The organism is Sulfitobacter sp. G21635-S1, from assembly GCF_027213915.1.
In the GTDB taxonomy this organism is placed as follows: Bacteria; Pseudomonadota; Alphaproteobacteria; order Rhodobacterales; family Rhodobacteraceae; genus Sulfitobacter.
In genome coordinates, this window is the sequence record NZ_JAPWGV010000006.1 from 54,674 (window position 1) to 72,110 (window position 17,437).

Below are 17,437 nucleotides of genomic sequence, written 5' to 3' on the forward strand. Positions count from 1 at the left end.
TATTCAGTTCACGGAAAAGCCGAACATCTGCGGCAACGTCAGGCTGAGCGCAGGCCAGTAGACCAGCGCCAGCAGCAGCAGAACCTGCACGGCGATGAAGGGCAGCACAGCATAGGCCAGCCGCCAGTAGTTCAGATTTGTCAGCGCCGATACGACCACAAGGCATTTGCCCAGCGGCGGGGTAATCAGGCCGACGCACAGGTTGAAACACAGCACGATCCCCAGATGGATCGGGCTTATGCCCTGCGCCAGCGCTTGTGGTGCAAACAGTGGGATCAGCAGGGTCAGCGCCACGGGGGTGTCCATGAACATGCCCGCGATCAGGAAGATGGCCACCAGGAAGAACAGGTATTTCGTGCCCGTCAGCCCAAAGGATTCCACCCAGTTTGCCAATGCCTGCGACCAGCCCAGCTGACCCGCCAGATAGCCAAGCACCGAGATGGCGGCGAGGATGATAAAGATGGTGCCGGTCATTCTGGCTGTCGCCTCGACGGCATCAAAGATCATCTGCCAGTTCAGACCCTTGTAATACTGGCCCGCGATCAGCGCGACCAGAACGGCGATGGCCGACCCTTCGGTCGGGGTGGCAAGGCCGAAGACCAGCGCGCCCAGGATCACCACCGGCAGGCACAGCGCCGGTGCGGCGTGCATCAGGCTGGGCAGGAATTGCGGCAGATCGTCCGATGTGCCGCCGGGATGCCCCTTGATGTTGGCGATCAGCGCATTCAGCAGCATCAGGGCCGCCGCCAGCAGCAACCCCGGCATAACGCCGGCGATGAACAGGGCGGCCACGGATGCGCCGGTCAGGCCGCCATAGATAATCATGATGATTGATGGCGGAATGATCGGTCCGATCATGGAGGAGGCTGCCGTAACGGCTCCGGCGTAATAGGGATCATAGCCGCGCGCCTTCATTTCGGGAACAAAGGTGCGCGACAGTGCGGCGCTGTCTGCGATGGCCGAACCCGAGATGCCCGCAAAGAACACGCTGGTCAGAATGTTGACGTGGCCAAGCCCGCCGCGAAACCTTCCGACAATGGACATGGCAAAGTCGATCAGGCTGCGGGTGACACCCGCGCGGCTCATGATTTCGGCAGTCAGGATGAACAACGGCATCGCCATAAAGGCAAAGACGTCAAGCTGCGCAAAAATGCGCTGTGGCATGATGGACAGGAACTGGGTTTTGCCCACGGCCACAAAGGCCAGCACCGACACCGAGCCCATCAGATAGGCAAAGGCGGTGCCGCTGATCAGGAAGACGATGAAAACGATCGGGATGAACCACATGATATTATACCGCCGTTCTGATGTTGGGTGTTGTTGACGGAACCGCTGATGTCAGAACAGGCGGATGGGTCACGATCGCACGCAAGTCAACATTCGAAGCCGCCAGCGCCGCCATGTCGGGACGCGGGCGGGCGGTGTCTGCGTCGCGGGCAAAGAGGGCTTCCAGCGCTTTGGCCGTGGCCAGCAATTGTTCGTCACCGCGCAAGGGACCAAGCATCTGAAGCCCGAAGGGCATGCCCTGCGCATCGCGGCCACAGGGCAGGGTGAGCGCGGGCCCGCCCGTCAAAGAGCCGCGATACATCAGCGCCAGCCAGCGGTAATAGACATCCATCACCTGCCCGTCGATTTCGGTCGGGTGCGATTGCTGCCACGGAAAGGGCGAAACCGGCGCGGTTGGCAGCAGGATGATGTCAAACGCATCCATCACCTTGTTGAAGTTGCGTAAGATGCGGGTCTGTTCCGCATGTGCCCAGCTTCTGTCGGCCAGCGTCATGGCCTGTCCCATCGCGACGTTCTGCGCGATGTGGTCGCCAAAATCCTCGGGTGCCGATTTCAGGGCCTCGGCAAATCCCGCAACAAAGCTCTCTGCACGCAAGATGTCAAAGACGCGATCCATCTGGCCTAGGTCAAGGTTTGCCGGGCGGCAGTCCATCACATGCGACCGCAGCGCGTCGATGCGCGCGCGAAAGGTCTCGCGGATGGCAGGGTCGACGGGCGCGCTGCCAAAGTCTTCGCTGTATCCGACGCGCAGGGTTTTCAGGTCAACCTGCGGCAGGGTGGCGAACCTGCCGGGGGCCGCGGGCGACGACAGGGGGTCGTCGCGGTCATGGCCCTGAATGACCTTCAGCATCAAGAGCAAGTCGTCCATTGTCCGCGCCATCGGCCCCAGCACGGAAATGCCGGACCAGCCCAGCGGGCGTGTCGGGTGCGCGACCACATCGACCGATGGGCGATAGCCGACGATGCCGCACAAGGATGCAGGCAGGCGCAGCGAACCACCCGTGTCGGAACCGGTGCACAGCGGCAGCAGATCGGCTGCCAGTGCCGCCGCCGAGCCGCCGGACGAGCCGCCCGCGATCAGGTCGGGATTGAACGGGTTGCCGGTGGCCCCCCACACGGGATTTCGGCTGTTGCCGCCGGCCCCCAGTTCGGGAACATTCGTCTTGGCCAGAATGATGGCACCCGCCGCCCGCAGGCGCGCGACCATGGGCAGATCTTGTGTGGGCACATTGGCGCGCCCTCGTTTGCTGCCATGGGTGGTCAGCAGCCCCTTGGTGTCTTGCAGATCTTTGACGCCAATGGGCAATCCGTCAAGCGGACCGATTGGCGTTCCGGCTTTCCAGCGCTGCGTTGCCTGCGACGCCTGCGCCACCGCCCGTTCCGCATCCAGCGCGGTCAGGGCGTTAATCTTGGGATTGAACAGCGAAATATGTTCAAGACAGGCGCCGAGATAATCGCTGGGCGTCAGGGTTTGGGCCGCAAAACGGGCAAGAACCTCATGTGCGGGCAGCGCCATAAGTGCCAGGCGCTTCAAAGAATTGCCCGTGCGTTCGTGGCCAGCAAAAATAGCACAAAAGCCCTCCCAAACCTTGCATTGGGTTAAGGTAATTCATGTGAAATGTAAGAAAAAGTGAGTTTTTGGCGCGAAACATTAACCAAAAGGAATGATTTTCATGTCGGCAGTGGTTTGTTGCAGGCATTTCAGGAACAGCGACAGGGTGCTGTTTTGCGTGACCTGATCCGCGCGCCAGAAGCACCGCGCCTCGGACAGCAACCCCTGGGTGTCCAGCGGCAGAATCGTGACTTCCCCACGCGCGGCCTGCGCTTGTGCCAATTGCAGTGGCATCAGGCCAAGGGCAGGCATCACGCGCAACAATTCGAGATTTAACGTCAGTGACATCGACGCGATTGTGTTGCTGGGTGCGGTCAGCCCATTGGTGGCAAACAACGCATCCACCGCCCGCCGCGCCACGGAGTTTGCTTGCGGTAAAATCCACGGAAACGGGAGGACATCGGCCCAGGCCAGATCGTTCTGCTGGGCAAGCGGGTGGTGACGCCCTGCAACTACAACGACCGGTTCGGAAAACAGCGGCATCTGGTCGATACCGGGCAATTCCTGCGGCTGCCAGATGCGCGCGATCAACAGATCAATCGCGCCGGCCTCAAGCTCTGGAAAAAGCTCGACAAAATGTCCTTCAAGAACGGTCACATTTGCCTGCGGCGTGCTGCGTTTGAAAATCGCGATGCTTCCGGGCAACAAGGACGGCGCGACCGAGCTGACAACCCCGATAGAGACCGAACCCGATACACCGCTGGCCATCGCTTCGATGTCAAAGGCCGCGCGGTCAAGCTGGTTCAGGGTTTGTCGGGCGTGATCGGCCAAACGGTTGCCGATGGGTGTCAGATACAGCCTGTTGCGATCGCGCGTTACAATCGGTGCGCCAACGATTTTTTCCAACTCTGCAATCTGTTTGGAAACCGCAGGCTGGGTCACGTTCAGGGCCACCGCCACCCGCGCCACCAGTTTGAGATCGGCCAAAGCCGCAATGACCCGCAGATGGCGGAGTGTGATTGCCTTTTGAAACTCCTTACCCAAACGCCTTGGCTCCCCCCAGTCAGGTCGCGGACAGCCTGTCACAGTTCACCGAAAGTGAGAATATGGTCATGCACCTAATTATGTCCGGCGTCCGGTCAGCCATTTTTCCAGATCACTCTGTGCGGCATCCAGTATTTTGATATGCTTGTGCGGGCACCCCCGAGGATCTTGCCGCCCAGCACATGATTGGCATAGGCCGTGACCGGGTGTTCAGCCTTTGCCATTCAGAATGCTCACCATGGCACCGAAGAGATCGCCCTGCCACGCAGGGCTGAGCGACGGCGTACAGGAACACAAAAGCAATTCCAAATGGCTGAATGAGTAGCCACGAACCGCTTCAAGCTTCCTGGAGATCAGTGTCCTTGCATCCCCGTTCCGGCTTTCGCACTGGGAGATGGCTGTTTTCGGCACGGTTGTTCGGCCCTTTGTGCGACCAATGATCGAGGCCCGGCGCACCCTCTCGCCTGGCAGCACCATACGACCGCAGCGTGTCCGTGAGGATCCGCTTGGGAATGAAACCAAGATGCTTTATCAGGCTGCGCAAGAGCCGTATTGCGGCCGGCGTGTCCGGTTTCGATTGGAATATTTCTTCCGGGAATGCCAATTTGCTGACCCTGCTGAGTTCGTCTTGCTGGTGGCCATGAAAATTCCAGCTGTGATGCCGCACCTTAAAGGCTTTCTTTTCCCGCGCGAGATCATCGCATATGCCGTTTTGGCAAGCCCCGCGTTATCATCACGGACAAGTTGCGCAGCTTTATCAAACCGATCCTTCAACCGGCCCCGGACGCCGACCACCGCGCCCACAACGGGATCAATAAACGGATCGAGGGCTCGCACCGACCTACGCGGAAGCGAGAGAAGCTCATGGGCCGGTTCAAGTCGCCAAGGCAGGCGCAGTGTTTCCTGTCCGCCCATGACCAGATCAATACGATATTCAGGCCCCGCCGCTACCGTCTTTCCGCCACCTCATACCGCCACGCCAGATGCGATGCTCTTGATCTGTGGCAGAGTCATGCCCTCCAAATGACCACGTGATCGAAATCAGATGGCACGCTCACGGGCAGCGAAGAACAAGCTGGCGATCCCTCTTGTTCATATGTACCTCATGTCAGCGATGTTTGGCTAGAAACCGAGATTGGGGATCGCCAAAGCAAACCACGGGACGACAATCAGCAATCCAAGCAAGAGCAGGTTTGCAACGACGTAGGGCGTGACCCCGCGGAAGAGCGTCCAGATCGACACGCCGGGCGTGTGGCGTTGCACGATAAAGACGTTCATTCCCATCGGCGGCGTAATCAGGCCCAGTTCAACCGCAACGACCACGAGTATGCCAAACCAAACCGGGTCATAGCCAAGCGACGCCACAAGCGGGGTCAGGACCGGGACGGTCAGGATCATCGCGGCAAGACTGTCGAAGACCGCGCCGAGGACGATGTAGATGAGGCAGATCGTGAGAATGACCATGAAAGGGACCGCAGCATAGCTCTGAACCCAGTTAATGAGCTGGCCTGTCAGACCGGTGATCGTCAGGAAGTTGTTAAAGACCAGGGATGCACTCATGGTGACCAGGATGGCCGTTGTGGTCAGAACCGCCTCCGACAACGCATCGATGATATTCTTGAGATCCGCCTTACCGCGCATCGCCATGAGACCGAAAGCGCCCGCCGCGCCCACGGCGCCCGCTTCCGTCGGAGTGAAAAAGCCCCAGTAGATGCCGCCAAGAACCAGCAGGAACAGACCAACGATAGGCAAGGTCTTCCTGAAGGCCTCCAACCGCTCGATCCAAGGCAGACGATCCGCGCGCATTCCCAGCCCAGGGCGCAGGAACACCATCAGCCAGGCGGTGACCATGTAGAACAAAGCCAATAGTATCCCGGGCAGGATGCCGGCCATGAAAAGCGCGGCGATATCCGTTTCGGTCAGGATGCCGAAGATCACCAGAGGAACACTCGGCGGGATCAAAATGCCAAGCGTGCCCCCGGCCGCCACGGTGCCGCCTGCGAAACCGACCTCGTAATTGTAGCGTCTGAGCTGCGGAATGGCGACGCGTGACATCGTGGCGGCAGCGGCGACGGAGCTTCCGCAGACCGCTGCGAAAGCGCCTGATGCACCAATTGTGGTATGCGCTATGCCGCCCCTGAGATGCCCAAGACAGGCCCGCGCGAGCGCAAACAGGTCATCGGCCAACCCGCCTCTCTGAATGAACGCGCCCATAAGGACAAAAAGCGGAATGACGGAAAAACCGTAGCTGGACATGGCGTCGAAGAACTGCTGCCCAACGACAGCTTCGGCCGCGCCAAACCCCCTGTAGACTGCAAATCCACCGAAACCGACCAGCAACAGGGAAGCGACAAGCGGTACGCCCAAGAAGGTGAGTGTAAAGAGTACTCCAAATCCGATCAGGGCACCCGTCATGGCGTGTCCTCTGCGTCAGCTGTGGCAGGCACGTCGGGCCGTCTGAGCCCAAATGCCTGAAGCATGAAAATTGCAGCCGAAAGGAAAAGCGAAATCGAGATGATCAGGGCAAGAGGTGCGACCGGAATTTGGAAATATCCCATTACGTCCTGATACTCCCACGCGCCGATTGCGTATCGCAGCAGGCTCCAGCCTGCGATGCCGATGACCACGGCGGCGATCCCTGCCACAAGATGACGACGCAGCTTTCCGAGAACAGCTGTCGGATTAGAACTGAACAGCTCCAGCACGAAATGGCTTTCACGCCAGGTGATCACGGGCAGAGACAGCGAGAGAGTCAGCAGGAACCCGACGCTGACCAGATCTATCGCGCCGGGAATGGAGCGCCCGATCAACTTTCTTGCGATGACATCAAGGACGGTCACGACCATCATGGCAAAGAGGCAGAGCCCGGCGGGGAGGATCAGCCGGTTGAGCCTGCGCTCAAGCGCACGGGAAATTGACCGGGTCTCGCTCATTTCGCCTCGCCGCTCAGTTCCGCTTCGAGTGCGTGATAGCGATCCAGCACTGCTGCGCCGTCGATATCCATGGCGGATACGGCAGCTACCCAGGAGTCTTCGATGAAGCTCATTTTCTCGGCAAGCTGGGCCTGCAGTTCCGGGGAGAACTTGCCCAGTGTCATGCCCTGGCTTTCGAACCGCGCGAGGGTTTCGGCGACCTTTTCATCCAGAACTTTGGTGCGTCGCGCGAATGCCTCGCCCGAGACCTTTTCGATTGCGGCGCGCTGTTCGTCGGTCAGGCTCCGCCATTTCCGATCGTTGATAATCAGGATGAAAGTGCCAGAGGTTGCGATATTTCCCAGGTCAATGCCGCCCGTCGTGTAGGTCTCAAGGTTGAAGCCGGGAACATCAATTGGTGTGATCGTCGTATAGGCGTCGACGATGCCCTTGGAGACGATTTCGAAATAGCGGAATGCCGGCCCTGCCACAACGCCGTCGCTTACCGCGCCCCAGGCGTTCGCGCCATTGCCGACGACCGTTGCCAGGCGCGCACCCTTGAAGTCATCCAGTGTTTCGTAGGTCTTGTCGTTGATGGTCCAGAACCACGTTTTGGGAAAGCTGAATGCGGACAGAACCTTGACCCGCTTCAGATCCATCTTGTCGCGCAGCATCTCGTCATAGACATGCCAGATCGCAACGGAGGAGACTTCTGTCGAATAGTTCGGGCCGGGGAACTCCGTGAAAAGCAGCCCGGTCAGGCGATTGGGTAGCAGGCCGGTATATTGGATCGCGATATCGGCGATGCCGTTTTCCACCATGCCCAACTGCTCTGGCGGAGGAGCGAGGCTCGACGGGGCAAAGTCGATTTCGACACTGCCACGGGTTTCTTCTTTCACTGCTTCGGCCCACGGCGTCAGGATCTCCGCGTAAAGGGAATGTGCGGGGGGGAAAAGAGTACTGAACAGCAGCTTTTCCTGGGCTTGTGCGGTGCCGGTTAGACCAGCCCCTATTGCAAGGGCAGATAAGAAAGTGAATGTTCTCATTTTCATGTTTGGGTTCTCCTTGGGTAATATTTCAACAGGTGTTTAGTCAGGCTCACCTGAGGCGGCGGGGCGCGTCGCAGAGGTATCCGGGCGTTCGGGCGTGTTGTGACGGTAGTAGTCGCGGTTGACCTGCGGCACGTCCGCCTCGTCGAAGACCCCGACCAGAATGCCGTTGGGCAGGGGGCCCGCCGCCGAACGCCGCTCGACCTCCTCGTCGGACAGGGTCAGGCGCTGCGAGTCCCGGCGCGCCCATGTCGCCAGTTGCCGATAAAGCTGTTCTTTAACCTCGGCGTACTCCGGCCTGTCGCCCACATCTTCCAGTTCCAGGTGATCGCGCCGGAGATCGAAAAGCATGGGCCGGAAGCCGCCCTCTACGTGGATCATCTTGAAGTCATGATTTGCAATCATGCACATGCGCGCATCGCGCTGGCTGACGCCGAGTGCCTTTCGAATAGGCAGTTGGGCGAAGGAATATTCACTGATCACAAAATCGCGCCAGTTTTCTGGCGTCGTCCCATGGAGGAGAGGCAGCAACGATTTGCCTTCCACGATATGACCGGGAACGGTGCCGCCAGCAATTTCGATAAACGTCGGGGTCAGGTCGATCGCCTCGACCAACGCATCGCAGGTTGTCCCACGCGTTGAATCGGCGGCAGGCGAAGGGTCATAGATGATCATGGGCACCCGGACAGAGACATCGTGAAACATGTCCTTTTCGCCGAGCCAATGATCACCCAGATAGTCGCCGTGGTCGGATGTCACCACGATCACGGTGTTCTCTGCCTGTCCGCTGCGTTCCAGATGGTCGAGGATGCGTCCAAGCTCGGTGTCGCATTGGCTGATCAGACCCATGTAGGCGGGAACGACCTTTTCGCGCACCTCATCACGCGTGAAAGTTTCCGCGATGCCGCTTTCCATGAAAGCCGCATAAAGTGGGTGCGGATCCTTCCGCTCGCCTTCGCTGCGAATGACCGGAATGACGTCCTCGGGTCCGTACATGTTGTGATAGGGCGCGGGCACGATATAGGGCCAATGCGGCTTGATATAGCTGACGTGAGCGCACCAAGGGCCTTCGGCATTCTCCAGGAACCGGATGGCCTGCCGGGTCAGCCAGGGTGTTTCGCTGTCTTGCTCTGCAATGTTGGCAGGTTTGTCGGCATGACGCATGAACCAGCCGCTTGCCGTCATCCCGTTTTCATCGCCAGCATTTGCGAAATCGGCCCAAGGGTTTTCGCCGCCATAGCCTTTTGAGCGCAGATAGGCGTTATAGGGCTGCTGATCGCTGTAAAAGCCCTCCGGCCCCTGACCGACAAGGCCGTCTTCGCGTACGACCACGTCAAATCCGCATTCTGCCTGGCGTGCGCCAACTTCGCTTTCTGCGGCAAGGCCCAGCCGGGCCATGCCTTCGGCGTCGACTCGCATATGGGTTTTCCCCACGAGATAGCATCCCATCCCGGCCTTGCGCAGATGGTCGCCCATGGTCCATTCGCCCACACGCAAAGGAAAGTCGTTCCAGGCGGCGCCGTGGCTGGCGACATAGCGGCCGGTATAATAGGACATGCGGGATGCGCCGCAGATGGTCGATTGTGCGTAGGCGTGGGTAAAGCGCACAGCTTTCTTTGCAAGCCGGTCGATATTGGGCGTCTTGATGTGGGGATGACCGCAGCAGCCGAGGTAGTCGAACCGCAGCTGGTCGAACATGACGAAGAGTATGTTCTGCTTTTTCGGTTTCATGGACCCTTCCTTTTGATGACCGGTTCTTGTGGCAGTGCCGCAGGGACCGGTGGATCAAAGCTGGTCGAAGGATCGGCGCGTGTAAAATACCAGTCTCATGAAGGCCATATCATTTTTAATATGTCTAATGTCCTCAGGAGTGGAAAATTCAATTCAACCCTTGCGCGCGGACTTCATCCTCAAAGCAGGCCATCATTGCCTTTGCGAGGGTCGACAGATGGGCTGTCCCGCCAATTGTCGCGATGCCGAGCGAACCCATCATGGACATGCCTCCAATGTCGACCGCGACAAAATCCCCGCGCCCGAGTTCCGCGCGCACAACGCCCTGGGGGCAGAAGGCAACGGTATCCGATATGGGAAGCATGCCGCGAATGAACTCGAAGGACATCGTTTCAATGGTATTTGGAAAATGACCAACGCCATGCGCCATCATGAAATGATCGAGCTCGTCGCGGATGACCACCCCCGAGGGCGGGATGATCACGGTGAAATCGGAAAGCGCGTCGAGCGTATGCGACCCTTTGGCCAGCACGTGCCCCTGGCGCACGACGAATATCAGCGGCTCGGTGTAAAGGTGGTGAAAGCTCACCCCATAGGTGTTGTTGGGGTGATCCTGCCGCCCGACCAGAAGATCCACTTCTCCGTTTCGAAGGCGCTCGGTCATGTCGCCTGCGTCGCTTGCCAATACGCGCGGTGTCACGAAGGGAAACATCTTTTTGAAACGCAAGGTTGCGCCCGGAAGGATGGAGCGGGTGATGCTGGGCGCGACCATCACGGTCAGCGTACGAGTCCTTGTCGTTCCGTCGAAGAGGTTGAGCGCCTGTTCGATCTGGGTCATGCCCGGTCGCACATAGGTCAGCAGGGCCTGCCCGGCGGGGGTCAGGTTCACGCCTTCGCTGCTGCGCTCGAACAGCCGGTTTCCGACCAATTGCTCCAACTCGCGAATGGTCCGCGATACATTCGGTTGCGCGGTGTGAAGCGCCTCGGCGGCCTTTGTAACCGACTTGCAATCCGCGACCTGCAGGAAAAATTCCAGTTGACGCATCTTGATCGGGCGGCGGCTCACGAGCCTTTCCGGAGTAATGAGGTTCGGTGTCCAATATTCATTTCAAAGCGCGCCCTCGTTTAGTTGGAAACAATGCCTAGTCGCCATATCAGTCTTCCTTCACCCTGCACGCGCAAGCCCGCGAACGGTATCTTTATCGAAAGGAGACAATTGGAACCTGAATCGTCCGGGGGTTTGTGCCGCTCCAATTGCTCATTTATATAGCTATTCTGTCCGCTTGGTCAGACCCTTGCGTGCCGTCGCCGCAATTGTTCAATGGTCCTGTGCTGCACTCAATCACTTGACGGGTTTATACTTTATATATGAAACTATGCAAAAGCATAGGCTTTGATGATGTGGCTGCCCCCGCCGACGGCATCAATGTGCCAAGGTGGGTCGCTTCTTCTCATGCGCAAATTTCTGAAACAGCAAGGCCAACCGCGCGCCGCGCCAATCAGGCTCCTGTCATTGAAAACCATGGCCACTTTCAGCCCTTTGTTGTTCCAGGGCAGGAGGGCGTCGATATCGGATTGTTTGTGGACTTTCAGCGCATGACATCGCGCCCGTTTTCCCGCCTCGCAAAATCTGCAAACAGCCTGCCGCCCAGGATGACAAAATGTACAATTAGCGGCATCTGGTCGAGAATTTTTCAGAAGATCAATAATTACAGAGGGATAGCGATACTCTACTGCAAGACAGACACCAGCTTTGCCGCATTCATCTCAATCGCGGCAACCATACTCTGGCTCAAATGAACGTCAACTGACCCTGGACTTACCGTCGATCTTCTGTCTGATAAGTTGCAGTACGCGCTTCACTGCGGGCGTCGCCTCCACCGACCGCAGCTGGATCAGCGAAAACGGTTCAACCGCGAGGCCAGGGGCCGTGTCGAGCCTTCGGATGCGGCCGCCAAATGCCTGTTCCCCGGCGTAGAAATCTGCCGCAGCCCGCGCCAAGGGGGCAATCGCGTTGGTTTCGCAGATGATGGCGAGGGTCAGCAGCATCGATGACGTGCTGAGAATCCGCTCAGGCGGATTAAGTCCGTTTCTGAGCAGGTAAGCCTCTGCCGTCCGGCGCAACAGCCCGTTCTTGGGCTGCATGACCCAGTCGTATGACAGGCAATCTGCCACCTTCAAATCGGTCCTGCGTGAAAGCGGGTGTTCCAGGCGCGCGACCAGTGAAACCGGCTCGGAACCGACTTCGGTCAGTTTGATGGCACGGGGGTCCATGCCGTCGGGCACCCTTCCGATGTAGAAATCCAGTTCATTTGCAGTCAAGGCATCGGCCAGCTTGTCGCTTGTGTCGACATCGACAGACAGCTCGATATTCGGGTAGGTGACCCTCAGCTCGCGGATCACTGGAAGCACCAGTTCGACGGCTGGTCCGGTCACGCTGCCGATCCGGACGGTGCCACGCTCGCCCTTGCTGAGCGCGGTGATCTGATGTTGCGCATCGTCAAGGCCGTGCAGCAGATCGCGTGCTCTCAGGGCCAGGACTTCGCCTGCCGCCGTCAGGGTTACGCCGCGGGCGTGTCGGTCGTAAAGGCGGGCATTCACCGTCTTTTCCAGGTCCGCGAGCAGCCGTGACGCGGCTGACTGGGTCATGGCAACTTGCGCTGCCGCGCCCGAGACCTGACCGGTTTCCTGCACCGCAACCAGCAGGCGCAATTGTGACAAGCGCAGGCCGCGTCGGATCAATTCGTCTCGGGCAGGTACTTTGGGGGGCGCTGTTGCGGGGAGAGAGGATGTCATCATTTCCGCCTTATTGCATTTTTGCTATATCTATAACCTGAAATCGAATTTGATTGCTATAGCGTGATGCGCGCATTCTCTCGCCATGTCTCACGGCTTACGGGTCGCGAAACGCAAAAAATGTCCGCCATACCGCGGAGGAGCGGTGAATGGACACATGGGAGGAATTCAGATGGTCTTTACTAGACGCGCCTTTGGCGCGACCGCGCTTGCGCTTGTACTTGCTGTTCCTGCGTTTGCGCAGGACAAAGGTTACGTCGGCATCGCCATGCCCACAAAGTCGTCCGCACGCTGGATCGACGACGGCAACAATATGGTCAAGCAGTTCGAAGCCGCAGGCTACAAGACGGACCTGCAATACGCCGAGGACGATATCCCCAATCAACTGGCGCAGATCGAGAACATGATCACCAAGGGCGTCGACGCCCTGGTCATCGCCGCGATTGATGGCACTACGCTGACCAGCGCGCTGGCCAATGCTGCGGCCTCCGATATCCAGGTCGTGGCCTACGACCGCCTGATCCGCGACAGCGGCGATGTCAGCTATTACGCCACTTTCGACAACTTCAAGGTCGGCGTGCAGCAGGCCGAGACTTTGGTCGCGGGGCTCAAGGAACGCTTTCCCGATGCGCAGCCCTGGAACGTCGAACTCTTCGGCGGCAGCCCGGACGACAACAACGCCTATTTCTTCTACGATGGGGCGATGTCGGTGCTACAGCCGATGATCGACGCCGGCGACATCGTTGTCGTGTCGGGCCAGATGGGTATGGATACCGTTGGCACATTGCGCTGGGACGGCTCTGTCGCCCAGGCGCGGATGGATAACCTGTTGTCGGCAAATTACACCGACAACCAGGTCCATGGCGTTCTGTCGCCCTATGACGGTCTGTCGATCGGGATCATCTCGTCGCTTCAGGGCGTCGGCTATGGCTCTGGCGACATGAAGATGCCCATCGTCTCCGGTCAGGATGCCGAAGTACCTTCGGTCAAGGCGATCCTGCGCGGCGATCAGTATTCGACGATTTTCAAGGACACCCGCGAACTTGCCCGCGTCACTGTCAGCATGGTCGATGCGCTGCTGCAGGGCGGAGAGCCGGAGATCAACGATACCAAGACCTACGACAACGGCGTCAAGGTTGTTCCCTCCTACCTGCTCGAACCGCTGCCGGTGACCGCCGAAAACTGGGAGGAGCGGCTGGTGGACAGCGGTTATTACGACAAAAGCGAGATCGAATGATCTCTCCTACCTGACCGGTTGCTCCTGACTGGTCCGACTTGCCTGCCGGATGCTTCCGGCAGGCGCTTCCAAAAATTGCGAGGCCCCAGATGTCCGTCATTCTTGAAATGCGCGGGATCACCAAGGAATTTCCCGGCGTGAAAGCGCTCGACAATGTCACGCTTTCCGTAGCGGAGGGCGAGATTCACGCGCTTGTCGGCGAAAACGGTGCCGGTAAATCGACGCTGATGAAGGTACTTTCGGGGGTCTATCCGGACGGTTCTTTCGATGGTGAGATCCTATACGATGGCAAGCCGCGGGCGTTCCGGTCGATCCGTGACAGCGAAGACATCGGCATTATCATCATTCACCAGGAACTGGCGTTGATTCCGCTTCTGTCGGTGGCCGAGAATATCTTTCTGGGCAACGAACGCGCCACGCGAGGGATCATCGACTGGCGCGAGACACATGACAGGGCTGCCGATCTGCTGGCCCGCGTCGGGTTGGCCGAGAACCCCGAGACGATCCTCGATGACCTGGGCCTCGGCAAGCAGCAGCTGGTCGAAATTGCCAAGGCGCTCTCCAAGAACGTGCGCCTGCTTATCCTGGACGAGCCGACCTCGTCACTGAACGAAGCAGACAGCGCCAAGCTGTTGCAACTGCTTATAGATTTTCGCGAAAAGGGGCTGACCTCGATCCTGATATCGCACAAACTGAACGAGGTCTCGAAGGTTGCCGACACAATCACCGTTCTGCGCGACGGGGCCACTGTGGCGCGGATGAACTGCGCCGACGGCGTCGACGAAAATGACATCGTCCGCAACATGGTCGGCCGCGCGCTGGAAGACCGCTATCCGCCGAAGGGCGGCACGGCGCCCGGCGAGATCGCGATGGAGGTCCGCAACTGGACCGTTCATCATCCGCTGCATGCCGAACGCCGGGTCGTGAAAGACGTGAGCTTCCACGTCCACAAGGGCGAGGTGCTGGGCATCGCGGGGCTGATGGGTGCAGGACGGACCGAACTGGCGATGAGCCTCTTCGGTCGCTCTTATGGCCGCGACATCAGCGGCGACGTCTTGATCAACGGCGCTGCTGCCGATCTGTCCACCGTGCGGCACGCGATCAAAGCGGGTTTGGCCTATGCCACCGAGGACCGAAAGACCTACGGGCTGGTGCTGGACGACACGATCCGGCGCAATGTGCCCCTGGCCGATCTTTCCGCCATTTCCCGCAACGGCATCGTCGATCGCGAACAAGAAGCAGAGGTCGCCACGCGCTATCGCGACAAGCTCGCCATCAAGTCGTCCTCCATCGAACAGGCGACCGTGAACTTGTCGGGCGGCAATCAGCAAAAGGTGGTTCTGTCCAAATGGCTTTTCGCCGATCCGGATATCCTGATCCTGGATGAGCCGACCCGCGGGATCGACGTTGGTGCCAAGTTCGAAATCTACACCGTGATCCGCGAGCTTGCGGCGCAGGGTAAGGCGATCATCGTAATCTCGTCGGAACTGCCCGAACTGCTGGGCGTGACGGATCGCCTTTACGTCATGAATGAAGGCCGCTTCGTCGCTGAAATGCCGACGGCAGAGGCTAGCCAGGAGAAAATCATGTCAAAAATTGTCAAATCGGCAGAAGCCGCATGACCGATACAACAGTCCAGACCACCGCCGAGCAGGATCAGCCGACGAAATCCGGCTGGCAGTTCTTGAAAGGACACCTGCGGGAATACGGCATCCTGATCGCATTGGTGGTCATCATGGCCTTCTTCCAGGTCGCCACCGGGGGCATCCTGCTCAAACCGGTGAACCTGACGAACCTCATCCTGCAGAACTCCTACATTGTTATCATGGCCGTGGGGATGCTGCTGGTGATCGTCTGCGGTCATATCGACCTGTCCGTCGGCTCTGTCCTTGGGTTCATCGGGGCGTTGGCCGCGGTGATGATCGTGAACTGGGAACTTCCCTGGCTGCTCGCGGCGGTGCTTTGCCTGATCGCGGGAGCGGCCATAGGGGCGGCGCAAGGCTTCTGGGTCGCCTATTTCCGGATACCTTCATTCATCGTGACACTGGCGGGCATGTTGGTTTTCAAAGGTCTGACACTTTGGTTGCTCGCAGGGCAGTCCGTGGGGCCACTTCCGCCAGAGTTCCGGCTGATCTCGTCGGGCTTTGTACCCGACCTTTTTGGAGGCGAAACCCTGAACCTGCTGTCGCTCTTCGTTGGCATTGCCGTGGCAGCGCTGCTGTTGTGGCTGGCGATCCGCACCCGCGGCCGCCAGATGGCTGCAGGGTCCGAGACTGAGCCCTTCGCCTTCTTCGCCGGTCGCAACGCGCTGATTTTCTGCGCATTGGTCTACATGTCCTGGCTGATGGCGGATTTCCGAGGCCTTCCCAACGTCTTCATCGTCATGGCACTTCTGATCGCAGTCTATTCCTTCCTGACGTCGCGCACCACGTTCGGCCGTCGTATCTATGCGATCGGGGGCAACGAAAAAGCGGCGTCGCTGTCGGGTATCAACTCAAAGCGGCTGACATTCGTGACCTTTGCCAACATGGGGATGCTGGCAGCACTTGCCGGGCTGGTCTTTGCTGCCCGCCTGAACACCGCCACCCCCAAGGCTGGCGTCGCTTTCGAGCTGGACGTGATCGCCGCAGTCTTCATCGGCGGCGCGTCGATGTCGGGCGGCGTGGGCACCGTGGTAGGGGCCGTGATCGGCGCCTTCATCATGGGGGTCATGAACAACGGCATGTCGATCCTCGGCATCGGCATTGATTGGCAGCAGGTCATCAAGGGCCTGGTCCTGCTGGCCGCCGTGATCTTCGACGTCATGAACAAGCAGAAAGGCTGACGATATGCTGCTTTCCCAATTCTCACGCGTGGACGGAACACCGCAGATCGTCGCCCGTGACGGCCCAGAGGCCTACGAGGTCAAGACGGATCTCTCTCTTTATGCGCTTGCCATGGAATGCATCGAAATGGGGCAAGGGCTGCGCGACCGCATCGCCAGCCTCGGAATGGGTGTTGCTGTGGATCTGGATGCGCTTTACGCAAAGCGCCGCCTGCTGCCGCCGGTCACCCATCCTGACCCGGCGCATCTGCATTTGACCGGAACCGGCTTGACCCACCTCGGCTCTGCCTCAACCCGTGCGGACATGCACAAGAAAACGACCGGCGACGAGACCGACAGCATGAAGATGTTCCGCATGGGCGTGGAGGGTGGCAAACCCGCCAATGGCACCGCCGGGGTCCAGCCCGAATGGTTCTACAAGGGCAACGGCACCGTTCTTACTTTTCCCGGTGCGCCGCTCGTGTCGCCCGACTTTGCCGAGGACGGAGGGGAGGAGCCCGAGATCGCGGGCATCTACCTTATCGCGCCGGATGGCACGCCAGTCCGGCTTGGATGGGCGCTGGCAAACGAATTTTCGGACCATGTGATGGAGCGGCGGAACTACCTTTATCTCGCGCATTCCAAGCTGCGCCCCGCCGCCCTCGGGCCCGAGTTGCTGATCGGTGACCTCCCGGATCACATTGAGGGCACTTCCCGCGTCTATCGAGACGGCAAGGTTCTGTTCGAGAAGCCGTTCCTGTCGGGTGAGGCGAATATGAGCCACTCGTTTGCCAACCTTGAACACCACCACTTCAAGTATCCGCTGTTCCGCCAGCCCGGTGATCTGCATATTCACATGTTCGGCACTGCGACACTGTCGTTTGCCGAAGGCGTGCAGACCCGCGACGGCGATATCTTCGAGATCGAGGCCACACCCTTCGGCCTGCCGCTGCGCAACCAGCTTGCCTTCACACCGCTCGGAAAGCCCGAGCCGTGCACCGAAATTCGTTCGCTCTAAGGACAGTT

General features: G+C 59.2%; 15 protein-coding genes and 2 pseudogenes. 6 read left to right on the forward strand and 11 right to left on the reverse strand.

The genetic code is table 11. The features are described 5' to 3' along the window. Positions 1 to 3: 3 nt before the first annotated feature. From O4H53_RS08155 to O4H53_RS27190, 5 genes and pseudogenes are all read right to left on the reverse strand, one after another. On the reverse strand, positions 4 to 1,287 hold the full coding sequence (locus tag O4H53_RS08155; protein ID WP_269362822.1) for a TRAP transporter large permease: 1,284 nt from the start codon (positions 1,285 to 1,287) through the stop codon (positions 4 to 6). A 4-nt stretch (positions 1,288 to 1,291) separates the two neighbouring features. Next, a complete protein-coding gene (locus tag O4H53_RS08160) occupies positions 1,292 to 2,803 on the reverse strand; it encodes an amidase (protein ID WP_269362824.1) in 1,512 nt (503 codons plus the stop codon). A 135-nt stretch (positions 2,804 to 2,938) separates the two neighbouring features. Continuing rightward, positions 2,939 to 3,925 carry a LysR substrate-binding domain-containing protein gene (locus tag O4H53_RS08165; protein ID WP_269362826.1) on the reverse strand — a complete coding sequence of 329 codons (987 nt, stop codon included), beginning with the start codon at positions 3,923 to 3,925 and terminating at the stop codon, positions 2,939 to 2,941. Positions 3,926 to 3,978: 53 nt separating this feature from the next. Beyond that, positions 3,979 to 4,107, reverse strand: a complete 129-nt coding sequence (locus tag O4H53_RS08170) for a hypothetical protein (protein WP_269362828.1) — start codon at positions 4,105 to 4,107, stop codon at positions 3,979 to 3,981. A 9-nt stretch (positions 4,108 to 4,116) separates the two neighbouring features. Beyond that, positions 4,117 to 4,475 (reverse strand): annotated as a pseudogene (locus tag O4H53_RS27190) (DDE-type integrase/transposase/recombinase); the annotation flags it as partial. A gap of 110 nt (positions 4,476 to 4,585) precedes the next feature. Here O4H53_RS27190 and O4H53_RS08175 point away from each other — a divergent pair. Beyond that, positions 4,586 to 4,918 (forward strand): annotated as a pseudogene (locus O4H53_RS08175) (DDE-type integrase/transposase/recombinase); the annotation flags it as partial. A gap of 87 nt (positions 4,919 to 5,005) precedes the next feature. Here the strand turns inward: O4H53_RS08175 and O4H53_RS08180 are convergent. The 5 genes from O4H53_RS08180 to O4H53_RS08200 form a co-directional block, all read right to left on the reverse strand. Then, positions 5,006 to 6,298 carry a TRAP transporter large permease gene (locus O4H53_RS08180; RefSeq protein WP_269362830.1) on the reverse strand — a complete coding sequence of 431 codons (1,293 nt, stop codon included), beginning with the start codon at positions 6,296 to 6,298 and terminating at the stop codon, positions 5,006 to 5,008. After that, positions 6,295 to 6,816 carry a TRAP transporter small permease gene (locus O4H53_RS08185; RefSeq protein WP_269362832.1) on the reverse strand — a complete coding sequence of 174 codons (522 nt, stop codon included), beginning with the start codon at positions 6,814 to 6,816 and terminating at the stop codon, positions 6,295 to 6,297. The genes O4H53_RS08180 and O4H53_RS08185 overlap by 4 nt, the downstream gene beginning before the upstream one ends. Then, positions 6,813 to 7,847 (reverse strand): hypothetical protein, encoded by a 1,035-nt coding sequence (locus O4H53_RS08190; protein WP_331284227.1) that lies wholly within the window; start codon positions 7,845 to 7,847, stop codon positions 6,813 to 6,815. Before O4H53_RS08190 ends, O4H53_RS08185 begins: the two co-directional genes overlap by 4 nt. A 36-nt stretch (positions 7,848 to 7,883) precedes the next feature. Beyond that, positions 7,884 to 9,575, reverse strand: coding sequence for a sulfatase-like hydrolase/transferase (locus tag O4H53_RS08195; protein WP_269362836.1), 1,692 nt, complete (start codon positions 9,573 to 9,575; stop codon positions 7,884 to 7,886). A 148-nt stretch (positions 9,576 to 9,723) separates the two neighbouring features. Beyond that, positions 9,724 to 10,641: a LysR substrate-binding domain-containing protein gene (locus O4H53_RS08200; protein WP_269362838.1), complete on the reverse strand. Its 918-nt coding sequence runs from the start codon at positions 10,639 to 10,641 to the stop codon at positions 9,724 to 9,726. Between the two features lie 302 nt (positions 10,642 to 10,943). On the opposite strand from O4H53_RS08200, the gene O4H53_RS08205 reads away from it, so the two are divergent. Next, positions 10,944 to 11,375: a hypothetical protein gene (locus O4H53_RS08205; RefSeq protein WP_269362841.1), complete on the forward strand. Its 432-nt coding sequence runs from the start codon at positions 10,944 to 10,946 to the stop codon at positions 11,373 to 11,375. A gap of 3 nt (positions 11,376 to 11,378) precedes the next feature. On the opposite strand, the gene O4H53_RS08210 is transcribed toward O4H53_RS08205, so the two are convergent. Continuing rightward, entirely contained in the window at positions 11,379 to 12,296 is a 918-nt protein-coding gene (locus tag O4H53_RS08210; protein WP_269362843.1) for a LysR family transcriptional regulator, read from the reverse strand. Positions 12,297 to 12,543: 247 nt separating this feature from the next. On the opposite strand from O4H53_RS08210, the gene chvE reads away from it, so the two are divergent. The 4 genes from chvE (at position 12,544) to araD1 (ending at position 17,429) form a co-directional block, all read left to right on the forward strand. Next, the gene (gene chvE / locus O4H53_RS08215) at positions 12,544 to 13,608 is read left to right on the forward strand and encodes a multiple monosaccharide ABC transporter substrate-binding protein (protein WP_269362845.1); all 1,065 of its coding nucleotides are present in this window, start codon (positions 12,544 to 12,546) and stop codon (positions 13,606 to 13,608) included. Between the two features lie 89 nt (positions 13,609 to 13,697). Continuing rightward, on the forward strand, positions 13,698 to 15,230 hold the full coding sequence (gene mmsA / locus O4H53_RS08220) for a multiple monosaccharide ABC transporter ATP-binding protein (RefSeq protein WP_269362847.1): 1,533 nt from the start codon (positions 13,698 to 13,700) through the stop codon (positions 15,228 to 15,230). Further along, positions 15,227 to 16,432, forward strand: coding sequence for a multiple monosaccharide ABC transporter permease (mmsB, locus tag O4H53_RS08225; RefSeq protein WP_269362848.1), 1,206 nt, complete (start codon positions 15,227 to 15,229; stop codon positions 16,430 to 16,432). The genes mmsA and mmsB overlap by 4 nt, the downstream gene beginning before the upstream one ends. A gap of 4 nt (positions 16,433 to 16,436) precedes the next feature. Next, positions 16,437 to 17,429: an AraD1 family protein gene (gene araD1 / locus O4H53_RS08230; RefSeq protein ID WP_269362850.1), complete on the forward strand. Its 993-nt coding sequence runs from the start codon at positions 16,437 to 16,439 to the stop codon at positions 17,427 to 17,429. Positions 17,430 to 17,437: the final 8 nt, after the last annotated feature.

Bases quoted from the DNA above. Each gene is read 5' to 3' on its own strand.
- O4H53_RS08195 (WP_269362836.1), bottom strand. From the start codon at position 9,575: ATGAAACCGAAAAAGCAGAACATACTCTTCGTCATGTTCGACCAGCTG.
- O4H53_RS08170 (WP_269362828.1), bottom strand. From the start codon at position 4,107: ATGGCAAAGGCTGAACACCCGGTCACGGCCTATGCCAATCATGTGCTG.
- mmsB (WP_269362848.1), top strand. From the start codon at position 15,227: ATGACCGATACAACAGTCCAGACCACCGCCGAGCAGGATCAGCCGACG.
- O4H53_RS08190 (WP_331284227.1), bottom strand. From the start codon at position 7,847: ATGAAAATGAGAACATTCACTTTCTTATCTGCCCTTGCAATAGGGGCT.
- O4H53_RS08180 (WP_269362830.1), bottom strand. From the start codon at position 6,298: ATGACGGGTGCCCTGATCGGATTTGGAGTACTCTTTACACTCACCTTC.
- O4H53_RS08155 (WP_269362822.1), bottom strand. From the start codon at position 1,287: ATGTGGTTCATCCCGATCGTTTTCATCGTCTTCCTGATCAGCGGCACC.
- O4H53_RS08160 (WP_269362824.1), bottom strand. From the start codon at position 2,803: ATGGCGCTGCCCGCACATGAGGTTCTTGCCCGTTTTGCGGCCCAAACC.
- chvE (WP_269362845.1), top strand. From the start codon at position 12,544: ATGGTCTTTACTAGACGCGCCTTTGGCGCGACCGCGCTTGCGCTTGTA.
- mmsA (WP_269362847.1), top strand. From the start codon at position 13,698: ATGTCCGTCATTCTTGAAATGCGCGGGATCACCAAGGAATTTCCCGGC.
- O4H53_RS08205 (WP_269362841.1), top strand. From the start codon at position 10,944: ATGAAACTATGCAAAAGCATAGGCTTTGATGATGTGGCTGCCCCCGCC.
- araD1 (WP_269362850.1), top strand. From the start codon at position 16,437: ATGCTGCTTTCCCAATTCTCACGCGTGGACGGAACACCGCAGATCGTC.
- O4H53_RS08185 (WP_269362832.1), bottom strand. From the start codon at position 6,816: ATGAGCGAGACCCGGTCAATTTCCCGTGCGCTTGAGCGCAGGCTCAAC.